The 13575-nt window shown below is 53.1% G+C and carries 7 protein-coding genes; 2 read left to right on the top strand and 5 right to left on the bottom strand.

Going from position 1 to position 13575, the window contains the following annotated elements; translation table 11 throughout:
• Positions 1-225: 225 nt before the first annotated feature.
• Positions 226-669, bottom strand: coding sequence for a hypothetical protein (locus tag G547_RS23505; RefSeq protein WP_157209916.1), 444 nt, complete (start codon positions 667-669; stop codon positions 226-228).
• A 92-nt stretch (positions 670-761) separates the two neighbouring features.
• Here G547_RS23505 and G547_RS23500 point away from each other — a divergent pair, with 92 nt between their 5' ends.
• Positions 762-932, top strand: a complete 171-nt coding sequence (locus tag G547_RS23500) for a hypothetical protein (protein ID WP_157209915.1) — start codon at positions 762-764, stop codon at positions 930-932.
• Positions 933-1029: 97 nt separating this feature from the next.
• On the opposite strand, the gene G547_RS0116055 is transcribed toward G547_RS23500, so the two are convergent.
• Together G547_RS0116055 and G547_RS22830 are read right to left on the bottom strand one after the other, a co-directional pair.
• Complete coding sequence (locus tag G547_RS0116055) at positions 1030-1926, bottom strand: hypothetical protein (RefSeq protein ID WP_027330712.1); 897 nt, start codon at positions 1924-1926, stop codon at positions 1030-1032.
• A gap of 234 nt (positions 1927-2160) precedes the next feature.
• Complete coding sequence (locus tag G547_RS22830; RefSeq protein ID WP_084646111.1) at positions 2161-6090, bottom strand: rhamnogalacturonan lyase family protein; 3930 nt, start codon at positions 6088-6090, stop codon at positions 2161-2163.
• A 696-nt stretch (positions 6091-6786) separates the two neighbouring features.
• On the opposite strand from G547_RS22830, the gene G547_RS0116045 reads away from it, so the two are divergent.
• A complete protein-coding gene (locus G547_RS0116045) occupies positions 6787-9867 on the top strand; it encodes a TonB-dependent receptor (protein ID WP_027330711.1) in 3081 nt (1026 codons plus the stop codon).
• A 204-nt stretch (positions 9868-10071) separates the two neighbouring features.
• On the opposite strand, the gene G547_RS0116040 is transcribed toward G547_RS0116045, so the two are convergent.
• A complete protein-coding gene (locus G547_RS0116040) occupies positions 10072-11988 on the bottom strand; it encodes a rhamnogalacturonan lyase (protein ID WP_281167783.1) in 1917 nt (638 codons plus the stop codon).
• Between the two features lie 159 nt (positions 11989-12147).
• The gene (locus G547_RS0116035) at positions 12148-13530 is read right to left on the bottom strand and encodes an FGGY-family carbohydrate kinase (RefSeq protein ID WP_027330709.1); all 1383 of its coding nucleotides are present in this window, start codon (positions 13528-13530) and stop codon (positions 12148-12150) included.
• Between the last annotated feature and the right edge of the window lie 45 nt (positions 13531-13575).

Raw genomic sequence — 13575 nt, 5'->3', positions numbered from 1 at the left:
CAATATATGAGTTATTGAGGGTTATTAATGACAAGGACAACAGTAAAATTCGCCATCCCAATCCCAAGTTTCTATAAAGAAAATGGAGCATATGAACCGGCCACACAGGTACAAGAAAAGAGTTGTTATGAGCATACTAAGAGAGCAACTTGAAAAAAATCGCAACGTCGGGGCTAGGCGTATGGGTACTTAATTAGCTGCTGCCCGCCGTTTACTTTACCCGGCTCAATTGCTAAAAGAGTACCCTGTTATGTCTGAGGCCTTACTCTTTGACACTCGTGGATAAGGCGGAATGTTCTCTATCCTCCATACCCCATCAGAATCCATTCGCAATTCAAATTGATACTGAGACACTGACTCATTAGCGATAACCCCCGCAACAGAAGCCTCACCCCAAAACGAGTACTCGACGGTTACTAGGCCTTGTTGATCCTCTGTATCTTCAGAGACAACTTTAAAACTATTTGTAACAAACACAGTATCCCAACCAGGCTCTCCGTTGATACTGACGACTAATCCAGAAATATCTTTGTAGCCGTCTGCAGAAAGCCGAGCCCCTTGAAAATCAAGTTCGCAGAATTTTTCTACGGTATCAACAGGGGAAGTCATTCCATCATTAGCTGAGAGCGCCACAGTAAGGAATACAGAGAAAATACAAAGCATACGCATTTAATTACACCTCTTCTTGTAAGAACAATATCTCGGCTTACCAGAAAACGAACTAGTTTTTCCATATATTTTCCGGGAAAACCACCTTTTTCGTGAAAGCGTCCGCTTCCTACTACATGACAGACTCGCTCAACCTGGTTTCCGCGGCCCAGAACCTCACCAACGAGCGAAATACGCTGTATATCGACAGCCAGCGTCAGGACCCGCTCTTTGAAACCGAGATTGGCCGAACCTTTACCGTTGGTATCAGCGCAACCTTTTAACCAGGTGCTTTCCTCACCGTTTTGCTGCAGACGCAAGTCGGCAGCGTTTTTACAGACTTCGATTTTTGGGGCGATTTTAATTCAGGAAAGTCCCTTTTTAACGCTTCTTTCTGGCATACAGAAAGTAACATAGGAATAATACAGAGAAGATAGCAACCAGGTTCCAATTGCCGTTCTTTAGCTCATCAGCACCTGTAGCTGCATCCGCACCTTCGGCTCCGAGCGGTTGATCCGGAGGAGCGTTAGGGCTTCCTTCATCTTCAATACTTGCCTCTTGGTCTTTTGAAAGCCGTTTCTCGGCTATACCGTCAGAATGCGAAACTGTCGGACCACTATTGTCAGACTGGCCTTTGAGGCTCTTTTCGTTTATCGAATCATTTTCACTCTCGTGGCTATCGTTAACGACTGGTGGCTCACTGCTGCCATGGGACGGCCTTTGATTATTCGCAGATTCCTCGGTCGGAGTTTCTTCTTGATGCTCCTGAACAGGCTGCCAAGCAGGCGGTACATCTTGCTGGCCTGAAGAATGAACCTCTTCTGTGAATTTCTCAAGCGCCTCAACCGGATTGAGGTTTCCGTGTCCCGCCCGCCTTGAATCTATCATGCTTCTCAGCTTCTTGTAGTCCTCAGGGTGCATTGGGACCCATTTTTTCCCATCTCCGAGCCAGTGGTCCTTGAGGAAATAGGTCTTTTGGGAAACGCCTGTGACAAACACGAACTTGTCGAGTACCGGTTGTTCCTCGCTAGGTTGAATAAAAAACTCGGGCTCATGCGGGTCGCCAAGTTCTGCCATGTATTGATCCAGCGCTTCGTACACGATTACGGATCCCACCCTCTCATTGTATTCGATAGGCGCCTGATAAACGATTCCTCCCTCGTCAACCATGTGATAAATCCATAGTGTCTCTGTGAAATCAAATCGGTCAGAACTCGAGTCGGTAACACCAGCTACAGCCGATAGCGGCACCAGAAGGACGGCAATAATAGCCTTCATTTATTGTTCTCCCTATGTGTAATGGAAACACACTGTAGATTCATCACGCCCACCGGGCTTTAGATTATAGATAGTCCCCAATGACCCCACCCGGTAGGGTCGATAAAGGACACGATTGTGAGTTCAACCGATCGATGCAACATCCTTATAGTTAAGCACAAAAAAAAGGCCAGGGCGTTGGCCCTGGCCTTTAAGTTCCCAAAAATGGGTTACCTCAGAGTATTACCATTCGCTCTACAGAGCACAAGCAATTCTCTGTGGGGCATCCTCGGTGGTCAGGGCATCGATCATCAGGTAGTCGAGGTTAGCCAAACCGCTGGCAGTACCGGAATGCAGCCTGACATTCGCCTCGCCAGCCTCCAGCTCTACATCTACCTGAGACTCACCCCACTCGGTCCAGCCGCCGGAGTTCTCCATATCAATCTGGGCCAAACCGATCTGGCTGTTGACATCCAGCCGAGCGAAACGGTTGTCCCCAGCGCCGTTCGCATAGCGTACCAGGAAGCGGTAGGTACCAGCGGCAGGGATGTTGACTTTATAGTCAATGTACTCACCCTCGGCGTTGGCGGTGTTGGAGAAGCCATCGCCTTCGAAGCCGGCGTGGTTAGTATCAATGGTCCCATCCGACATTCCGCAATAGCCGTCTTCGTTCTCATTGATGATCACGCTGGTAGAACTCGGGTTCTCTTGGTAAACAAGCTCGGTCGCCAGGTCTCCGGTAATGACATCACCTTCGGCCGTTGTGACACGCATCATGTACCAGTAGGGCTGACCTTCGACAAGATTGTCATACTCCGCGTAAACACCACGGGGCTCAAGACCTTCCGAAGCAACTACCATGGCGCCTTCCGCAGAGGCCTCGGTGTTACGGAGAATCTCGATCTTGGTGATCTCGCCGAAGTTTTTCAGGTTCCAGTCGATGCGAATGCCACCATCTTCGAGACGAGTGAAGATGTTGGTCTCCGGTTCAGGCAACTCAAACATGACTTCGCCTTCAGGGTCGGTATTGACGACCGAGCTGTCGGCCAGAGTCACCTCAAAGAAATACCAGTAAGTCTGCCCCTGGGTGAAACCACTTTCACCGCCGGTATCGCGGTAACGACCGTCGGTAGCGAGAACATCTTCGCTGACCAGAGTTCTTCCGCTCAACGAGGCACTGGTGTTTCGGTACAGGTCAACATTGACAATTTCCTGGCCAAAATTCCACAGCTTCCAGGTGAGGTTTATGGTACCCAGCAACGGATCCAACTCGGCATTCAGGTTGGTGACATTGGTTTCAAGTCCGTAACCGAACGGCCCGACAATTTCATTGCTCGCGACCTGCTTGAACATGTACCAGTAGCCTTGGCCTTCCACAATCTCGTTCTCACCTTCTATAGGCTCTCCGCTTTCATCGACTGCAGTTGGACCTACATCCTCGAAGCAACCGTCATAAATCACGGACGGATCACTGATCGGGTAAATCCGGCTGCGACCGCCCGCCTGATTCTGGTCATTGCGATAGAGCTCATTATAGGTAGCGCCTGGCTCAACGTTCTCAAGCTCCCAGCAGACGTTCAGAACACCGTCCTGATAGGTGGCATTGAGGTTAGTCTTGGCCACAACTAGGTTTTCACCAAACGCGGGATCCGCAAGAATGGAGTCGCCATCCATAGTGACCAGTTCGACCCAGTAGTAGTACATCTGACCTTCTTCAGTCCGCGCATCGGTCCAGGTTCTGGCCTTGCCGTTGACACGGGCGTAGGAGGTCGAGGGCTTCTCCGGCACCATGCCGAACTCTTCGGTCTCGGCCCGGTAGATGTAGACATCACTGAGCTTGAGGCTGGTTACCCAAGTCAGATCGACGTAGTTGTCCAGGCTGGCCACCGCGACTCGCGGAATGAGCGTGGAGGTCATACGCGCCCGATAAGAACCGTCGAGACCGGCGATGGCGGATCCACTCGCATCCTCGGCTTCCACCCAGTAGTAATAGGTGGTGTCCGGAACGGCGGAGTCGTCAACAAATGAGGTCTCGCCACCTTCCAGCATACCGACCTCGGTAGCCGCTTCGCTATCGTCAACCTCGGCACGCAGGATGGTCGCCGAACCCAGCTCTGCACCACCGGTAAAGACCTTGATCAGGATGTTGTCGTTGTTGCCCTGAGCGACAACTCCTGTTGCGGCCTCTCCTTCCACAGCCTGGGTCTTGAACTGAGGAAGCTCTCTGACAACGTGCTGGTACAACTCCATGTCAGAACCGAGGTAGAAGCTCGGATGGGGCGGTTGGTTGTACCCGACGTTCTGCCACGCAATCGCCGTCCGATATTGACGATCGTGCATCAATGTCGGCAACCGGACATCGGTTGGAATGTTGCTTGAGTAGACCATCAAAGAGGTGCTAGCCTCGTTGGCGAACACAACTTCCTCACGCCAATCGCCGAGAATATCGGCCGATAGTGACGGGGTTGCTTTACTGCCGTTATTGGAGACCGCCAACCCGTTGGAGAAGGTGCCAGCGTTAAACAGCGGCTCGTCAACCAGCTTAGACTCCGCGTTCCACTTGGTGATTTCGGTACCGTCAAGCATTTCGCGATTGAGATCGCCATCCCACCAGACCATAAAGTTCATGGCAGGCTTGTTATTGGAGATGACTGAACCGTCAGCCGCCATCAGACCGCCGCGAGAGCCCCAGCTTTCCATACCTTCATAGTTCGGGTCGATGTCGCCGGTCACGCCGCGGCCCACATCATCGCCCTCACCATTGCTCGGCTGGGAGATCAGGATCTCGCCGGTTGCGGCATCATGCACTTCCACACCAAAGTTACCTTCTTCGGTAATGTAGGACGTTGAGCTCTCATGCACCATGAAGATTTCCAGACCTTCATTGTCCAGAATGATATCGGCCACATGAAGCGCATCGCCATGACCAAGCCCGGTGCTATAGAGCGCCGTGCCATCATCATCCAACGTAGCGGCACCGAAAATGATTTCGTCTTTCCCGTCGTTATCGACGTCGGCCACGCTCAGACTGTGCGCGCCCTGACCTGCCAGACTGTGTCCGGATTCATCCAGGTTGGAGTCGTAAACCCAGTTCTGAGTCAGCTCTTCCCCATCAAAGTTAAACGTCGCCACAACCGCGCGGGTATAGTAGCCGCGAGACATGACCAGACTGGGAGTTTGACCGTCCAGATACGCTACGCCCGCCAGGAAGCGGTCGACACGGTTGCCGTAATCGTCACCCCAGATAGCATTGATGTCATCGCCACGAGGCGGAATATAATCCACGGTGTCTAACGCTTCTCCAGAAGTACCTTCAAACATGGTCAGGTACTCAGGACCGTCCAGCACGTAGCCGCCGTCGTTACGATAGTCAGCTTCCGCATCACCGAGGACGGTTCCTCGGCCATCAACCGTACCGTCGGCAGTTTTCATGGCAACTTCTGCCCGGCCGTCCTGGTTGAAGTCAAAAGCGATAAATTGAGTATAATGAGCGCCCGCACGGATGTTCGGCCCGAGGTTGATGCGCCAAAGAAGCTCGCCTTCCAGGGTATAAGCATCGATCAGGACGTCACCGGTTTTGCCCGCCTGTGAGTTATCCTTGGCGTTGTCCGGCTCCCACTTGAGAATGAGCTCGTATTGGCCGTCACCCGTCAGGTCAGCCGCAGAAGCGTCATTAGCGATATAGCTGTATTCGACACCATCCACGAAGCCGTTTGCCGGCTTGTTCAGGGGGATATTCAGGTAGGACTTCTCTTGAACCTGAACAACGTCGGAAGCATCTTTCTCTTCGTCGTCAACGAGAGCCATTACCTGGTAGCTGTCACCCGGTTGGCCGTTGATATCTTCCAGGAAGGTGGGTTCACCGGGGCGAACCGTTCTGAAGAACTCTCCGTTCTTGTGAACTTTAAAATGAATTCGTTGCTCGTCGAGACCGGACCAGCGCCAACTGAGAGCGTTGCCACCATCCTCGGCGGGCATGACCACCAGACCTCTGTCCAGGTACTGGACATTGGAACCGCCGGTGGTATCGCGCTGAACGTCCTCCAGAGGAGGCGCCTCATAAGGCTCGGCTGGAGTGTAATCGTCACTACCGCAAGCCGCGAGCATCGCTGTCAGTGCCAATGGCACAAACGGTGCTGCAGCGGTGTAACGTATGCCTTTGAAATACCTTCCGTCTTTTCTCATTATGCGATCTCCGAAAGTGATTCTAAGAAAGTGGTGTAGAGCTGACAGTGAAACAACTTGGCGTTGAAACCGGGTTTTATCTTATAAATGGTTGAATACCAACGAAATTAATCATTTATAATTATTTGTGCACTAACATTTAGCCACCAACAATCATATTACATCAGCTTCGATCACGATTCTAGTGCTTTTCCTCGTTGTTTGCCAACACCTTTCGGAAAAACCGCCCTTTCAACGGTCGCCGCGGCACTTGCCCAAGTCGTAAAAGACCAAGGAGCAAACCGATTGATTTTAAGGCATAGGACGACAACCAGGCTCAAGGGCATCACAGCGCTACAGCGGCTCTACTTCTTCCTATAAGCCGTGATTGCAGGGGATTTCAGGCAATTCTTCTATAAAGAAGCAGACCCAAGACTTATGGTCAAAACAACCTTTAAAGGGAGCGCATGCACACCCCGCTAATTATGTGATACTTATCTATAAACTTAGACAATTATTCTAAAAATACCCACATGACTGTTACCGACTGTTACCGATCACCACTGATTGTTACGGACTGTTACCGACGAAACTTCACGTTCAATTATGGCTATATTTTATTGAATTTGACTTTTTTTGGTTATAATATGGCCCCTGTTAGAAAAGTAACTATTTAATAAAATTTCCACTTACTAACAATTAAGGCGGGATTTCATAATGAATAAATACAATCAGTCTAATAAGATTGACTGCATCGACTCACAGGCTCCACTGTTCAAAAAAGACTCCTTGGCCAAACGGATAGCTTCTATTGTGCTGGCAGGTGCCGCCGTAGGCACATTTGCAGCTACCAATGTCTACGCGCAAGAGCAAGAGCAAGAACAAGAAGAGCAGGCCCAATCAGTGCTGGATGACTCCGGAGACGCGCGTCCTGACATCAGTCCGAGCACGCTCGAGGAGATCGTGGTCAGCGGCATTCGTCAAAGCTACACCAGCGCCCTGGACCGGAAACGAGAAGCCGGCACCATGATGGACTCACTGGTTGCTGAAGATATCGCCGAATTCCCCGACAAGAATATTGGCGAAGCATTGCAGCGCATTTCAGGGATTCAGCTTAACCGCGATATGGGGGAAGGTACCTCTGTCAGCGTCCGAGGCGTCGAATCCGGACTGGTACGCGTTGAAGTGAATGGTGTGACCGCCATGGGCATGGGCGGTAGCCGTAGCGTCGACTTCCGGGATATGGCCTCAGAACTGGTCAAGTCCATCGACGTTTATAAAGGTTCCGAGGCACGACTCACCGAAGGTGGCGTGGGCGGCACCATCCAGATCAACACCCGCAAGCCCAATGAATTCGATGAAAATTTCCTGTCCATCAATGGTGAAGCTCAGTACAACTCCATGATTGATGAAGTATCGCCCAAGTACAACTTGACCGGCGTTTATAAGTTCTCCGACCGACTCGGCTTTCTGGTGAATATTACCGGCTCCGATGCCCACACCATGCTTCACGGTCTGCGGAACACCAACTGGCAGAAATATCGTGACGTTGATGATTCCGACCAGAAAACGTCAATTGACCAACTGTATTCAGGCCCAGAATTTGCGACTAGAGCCGACTGCGGAAAATTAAATGAAGATGGAAGCCCCGTACTTGATTCCGCTGAGCAAGAGACTTGCCTCCTTCAGTGGAACGAGTACAGTCCAAGCACGCCTCGTTACAGCATTTGGGGTCGAGAAGAGGATCGCTTGTCGGCCAACGTGGAAATGCAGTATGCAGTCACTGACAAGCTCTCTTTCGATCTATCCTACACTGACAGTAGCCGGCATAAAGTCGCCACCGACCGGAACTTCCAGGTCGAAGTGGGCTCAGCCTTTGATGTAGACAGTGCCGTAGTCGATGAGAACAAAAACGTCGTTAAGCTCGTCACCAACGGATACAATGACGCAGGCACACCGATTGGCGCCACCATCAGAAACCGGACGCTGAACTTTGACTGGGACCAAGAGCGCAAAGTCATGCGGGCGGGCTTTGACTACGTCAATGAAAACCTGGTTATTGATGGCTATATTGCGCGTTCAACGACCTTTGAGGATATTGACTCTCGTGACACCCAGACCGCGCAGAACAACGTCGGCGGTATTGTAGTGACCCAGGTCAATAACCTGCCGGAAATTGATTTTACCGATGCTTATATTATCAATCAGAGTGATCCAAACGACACGTTCGAGACCTTCAACTACAACGATGGTACGCAATACACATCACTGGATCGTTTCAAATACGCACCCTCCCAGAGCGAGGCGTCCGAGAACATCGCGAAGCTGGATGTGACCTACAGCCGCGAGAATTCATTCTTTACCGCCTACCGCACCGGTTTTATTGCCACCGACCAGAAGTTTGCGAACAACGCGTGGGGCTACAACCTGATGCAAACCGTTGGTAACCCCTATACCGTTGATGGGGAAACCAGAATCTGGACTCAGGACGATCACGAAGCCGTATTGATCGGCAACCGGTTCGCCACCGATCAGTTCTTCAAGGATTACAACCCCGGCGTAGACATTATCGAAAGCTATATGGCCGTCGATACCGAGCCCTACTTGGCGGCTCTGCTTGAGCGCAGTGGCTTCAGTTCCGCCGAAGCCGCTCGCGGCAATCTGCAACCGATTGATAGCCGCTATGATATTAATGTCCAGACTCAGTCTGCCTATGTGCAGGCCGACTTTGAAACGGATATCGGTAGCATGGCGCTGCGTGGCAACTTTGGTGTTCGCGTCGCGCGCACTGAAACCGCCTCGGAAGGCTTTACCCGCATCCGCGTGCTTGTTGAGCAAACCGACGAGAATGGCGATCCGATTTACGGTCCCAACGGCGAGGACCTGGCGGGCGTTGAGGACCCAGACGATCCGCGGGCATTCGAAGGTCGCCAAACCGTTGAAGAAGATTTTGTTGACGTTCTTCCAAGCTTGAACCTGACTCTGGAAATGATTGAAGGTCTCGAGGCCTATGTAGGCGTGGCGAAGGTAATGGCCCGTCCACAGATCAATGATCTAAATATCAACGCCGACTGTACCTTGCGCGATTACCCGCTTGCCCGAGACCAGATGCTCGCCAATACTTGTACAGCTGGCAACCCGGACCTGGATCCGTACCGAGCGACCCAAGGTGAAGTGGCGCTGACATGGTACCCGAATGACGCCTCCATTATTTCCGGTGCTTACTTTGTCAAGGACATCACCAGCTACATCTTTGACGCGGAATACCAGGACGACGTCGACTTCTTCAATGATGGTACCCTGTGGGATGTTCGTCAGCAGGTGAACAAAGAAGGCATCACCACCAAGGGCTTCGAATTCCAGGCCTCCACTTTCTTTGACTTCTTGCCGGCACCGTTCAACAACACTGGTGCAAAAGCGAACTACACCTACATTACCGCCGATAACGTCGATGACTTCAACCCGCTGACTGGCGAACAGATGCCGCTTCGTGGTCAGTCTGAGAACTCCTATAACCTGGAGGCCTTCTATGAGGACGACACCTGGAGCCTCAAGCTGGCCTACAATTACCGTGACGAGTACTTCTCACGGGTGGTTGACGGTCTACCGGTTTTTGTTGACGCCAGCGGCTATATAGACGGCAAGATCACTTATACCTATGACGACAACCTGAAATTCTACGTGGATGCTCGCAACTTGGGTAAAGAGGTCAAGCTGGAAACGTCAGGCGTAGGGCGAACCAACGATCTACAGTGGTCTGGCCGTATGTTCTCAGCGGGCTTTACCTATAGAATGTAAACCTTCTATAGCGTTCGCAAACCAGAAAAGGCACCGAAAGGTGCCTTTTTTTGTGCTCGCACCCAGACTCTACAGCCTCCGGTCCCTCCGTCTTCTCAAAACCTACATACCCTCCCAACCAACCTTGTCCGTGCCAACAAAAAAGGCCGGTTCCATCGGAGCCGGCCTTTAATGAACTTACTTTGAATGAGCCACTGTCAGAAGTTATCGTTCCTGCTTGTCCATTCCATCACCCAGGTAGTAATCCGGGTGCGGAGGCTGATTGTAGGAGGTATTCTGCCAGGCCACCGACAGGCGGTACTGCGCATTGTGCATCAGGGTTGTCAGGCTCATATCGCTGACAATATTTGTGGAGTAGATCCGCAGGGCCTGGTTATCCTCGGTCCGGAAAATCACTTCTTCGCGCCAGTCCCCGAGAATATCGGCCGAAAGTGCGGGATTCGCTTTGGTGCCATTGTTGGACCGGGTACCCTCTGTCTCCAGAATCGGTTCTGCAGACCCGACATTCCAGTCCCACTTGTAGATGGTAGTACCGTCCAATAGCTCCCGGAGCGGATCGCCGTCCCACCAGATGGCGAAGTTGACATGCGCTGGCCTTTGGGGAGACACCGGTTCGCCTTTTATATTGAATAACTCTGGTGCATTCAAGGCCCAGACTTCCGCTCCCGGATGCCGCGGGTCGATATCGGCGGCCAAGCCCCGGCCGTTGTCCTTTTCCGCGCTCATGCTCCACAGCACAGTGCCGTCCTCCACGTCGATCAGGGCGGAACCAATGCCGCCGTTGCTGCGAACCGACTCATAAACACCAAAGAGTTCCAATCCGGGTCGAGTAGGATCCAGATCCGACACATGCATGGCGTCGCCATGGCCCAAGGCTGTGGTCCATTTGGGCGAACCGTCATTATCGAGCGCCATGGCGCCGTAGACAATTTCATCCTTGCCGTCACGGTCAATATCTGCGACCGACAGTTGGTGGTTGCCCTGCCCTGCGAAGTTCTCCGGTACACCCTCGGCGGATGAGTCGAAGACCCAGCGAGTGGAAATCGAGCCGTCCCTGAAGTCGTACGCGGCGATCACGCTGCGCTCATAGTAGCCCCGTGCCATAACCACGCTGGGCTGTTCGCCATCCAGATAGGCGACACCCGCGAGGTAACGCTCAGAGCGGTTGCCATAACCATCCCCCCACAGTCGTTTCATTTCCTCGGGGCTGGGATTGTCATTCCCGGGGGCTCTCTGCGGAATATAGGCAACGGTATCCAGCTCGCGGCCGGTGGCGCCCTCAAAGACCGAGAAGTATTCCGGCCCACTCAGGATGCGGCCCTTGAGATGGGCCATATACCGACCATCCGGAGTCACCTCGGAGCCGGTGCGATCTCGAACCTCCTGTTTCCCCCCATCGGACACCCAGTCTGCATCGGGATCTCCAATGACCGAGCCCTGGCCGTCGACGGTACCGTCTGCCGTTTTCATGGCGATTTCCGAGCGACCATCACCGTCAAAGTCGTATACCATAAACTGGGTATAGTGAGCCCCCGCTCGGATATTGGGGCCCAGATCTATGCGCCACAGTCGCTCCCCTTCCAGGGTGTACGCATCGATCAAAGCGTTGCCAGTGTAGCCGCTCTGAGAATTGTCTTTGGCGTTGGTGGGATCCCACTTCAGGATAATTTCGTAACGTCCGTCACCGTTCAGGTCCCCGACGCTCGCGTCGTTTGCCGTGTAAGAGTAACGCTCTCCATCGGGCGTGATTCCCCCTTCCGGCTGGTCAATGGGCAGGCTCAGATAGGGATTCTCCCAGGCACTGACGCTCGCCACCACCTGCCCCCCTGAGCGCAGTTCATACTCGGCGCCAGAACCCCCTTTCAGGTCCAGAAAATTGGTTGTCTGCGAAACAGGCTGCTCAGTGAGTTCCTTGCCGTTGCGATAAAGGGAAAGCGACAAATGCTCCGGGTCGCCCTGTAGCTTCCGCCAGGAGACCAGAACGCCCTCCTCGGCGGGAACCGCAATCAGCCCCCGATCCAGTTGCTCCAGTTGTCGAGCGTCCCGGCCATTTCCACCTTGACGGGCCTGGTCTCCCGCCGGTTCTGGGCCTGTGCTGCAGGCTGCCACTGCAAGCGACAAACCGCAGACCAACGCTCCAGATGCTTTGCGTTTTATCACTTTACTCGCAGTTTTCTTTGGCGGGATTCGCATGATCTTTATACCTCGTTGTCTATCGGCGTTTTTCTGGTTAAGAGTGAGTGATCGAGTACATAAAAAACCCGGAAACCCGGGCGTCGTCTACAAGGACTGGCATCGTTGCCGCCACCGCTCGCGATAGGATGGGAGCTCGGGAAGCTGCAGGGGTTCACACAGCGCTCTCTTCTCTTCTATGGGCGCCTCCGGGTCGGCCAAAGCAGCCGCGCCCTTCACGGTTCCGGTTGAATCATTGGAGAGAAACAGGCGCTGCTCCCCCCGCAAGGTGGCCAACAGTTGGCAAAGGAACGCATTTTTCAGGAACGCGCCTTCGAGGAAAATATCTCCATTCGCTTTGAGTAAATCCAGTTCCAGATCCAGCATCAAAGCACAGTACACTGATGCCAAGGCGGCCCCATTAATGCGGTTGACGTCGGCGTGAAGCGATCCGGTTTTCCCGGAGAACGGCCCTGAACTCTCGCAGAACGCCGGCAAGGCATGAGCGTCTGTTTCAAGAATCACTTCAACATCCCGAATGCTGAACGGCTCAGCGGGGAAAGACCCCATCTTGTGGCAAATACTTTCGTATTCCCGCCCCGCCATAAACCGGGCACAGGCAACCGGTTCGCGACGAAAGTCGACGTTCATCAGCATATCCCGGGATTCATCAAGACCGGCTTTCGGACCGCCGTTGGCCATCGTAATCGCCCAGGTGCCGGTGGAGATAACGGCAAAAGGTTCGCCCTTGCTGGCTTTGACGTACCGGAGGTAGCTGGCATTGCTGTCGTGAATACCGACCGTTACCGGGCACCGCTCAGGCAACCCCGTCTTCTTGCTGACCTCCTCGGTGATGGCCCCGGCGACACTATCCGCCGGTCTTATTTCCGGAAACAAGGATCGCCACTGCATTTGATCCACCAGCCCGGAGAAGTCCCCTTTTTCCGGCGCCCATAGGTCGGTATGACAGCCCAGAGAAGTCACTTCCGAGCAGCAGATGCCCGTCAGCCGCCATACCCAATACTGGGGGTAAAGAAGAATATCCGTCGCCCGCTTGAAAGCCTCGGGGAAACACACCTGTTGCCAATACAGCTGCCGCCCCAGGTTCATCCCCGAAGGCAGCGAGGGTGAACGCGTCTCGTTAAACGGCGGGCGAACCTCGGCGTAGTCATCGCTCAGACTGCCCGGCCCCGAAAACTCATAATCCAGAACCGGAAGCACCAGGCCGTTCCCGGGGCTCGATCGGTCGACCAGAGCCGCCGTGGCACCGTGAGTGGTGACGCTGATGGCATTCACCGGAAATTGTCCGGCCACCTCCTGCAGGACCGTGAGAAACCACGCCCAGATCGCGTCCACATCAAAGTGCGGGTACGGCTCGCCGTCCATCACCGTGTTTGGCTTTGACTGCTCAAAGACACTGTCCATGTGCTTATCCAGCACATGAACCTTAATATTTGTTTTCCCGATATCCAGTACGACAACGTAATCCATTCTGCTCACTTAACCTCAGATAATCAGATCATTACTAACCACGAG

The organism is Marinimicrobium agarilyticum DSM 16975 (assembly GCF_000423345.1).
Classification (GTDB): Bacteria; Pseudomonadota; Gammaproteobacteria; order Pseudomonadales; family Cellvibrionaceae; genus Marinimicrobium; species Marinimicrobium agarilyticum.
The sequence above is the reverse complement of the archived record's forward strand: the minus strand, read 5'-3'. Positions and strand labels throughout refer to the sequence as shown.

What these genes read in the sequence shown, in the direction of transcription:
- G547_RS23505 (WP_157209916.1), bottom strand. Translation starts at nt 669, where the DNA reads ATGCGTATGCTTTGTATTTTCTCTGTATTCCTTACTGTGGCGCTCTCA.
- G547_RS0116045 (WP_027330711.1), top strand. Translation starts at nt 6,787, where the DNA reads ATGAATAAATACAATCAGTCTAATAAGATTGACTGCATCGACTCACAG.
- G547_RS22830 (WP_084646111.1), bottom strand. Translation starts at nt 6,090, where the DNA reads ATGAGAAAAGACGGAAGGTATTTCAAAGGCATACGTTACACCGCTGCA.
- G547_RS0116055 (WP_027330712.1), bottom strand. Translation starts at nt 1,926, where the DNA reads ATGAAGGCTATTATTGCCGTCCTTCTGGTGCCGCTATCGGCTGTAGCT.
- G547_RS0116035 (WP_027330709.1), bottom strand. Translation starts at nt 13,530, where the DNA reads ATGGATTACGTTGTCGTACTGGATATCGGGAAAACAAATATTAAGGTT.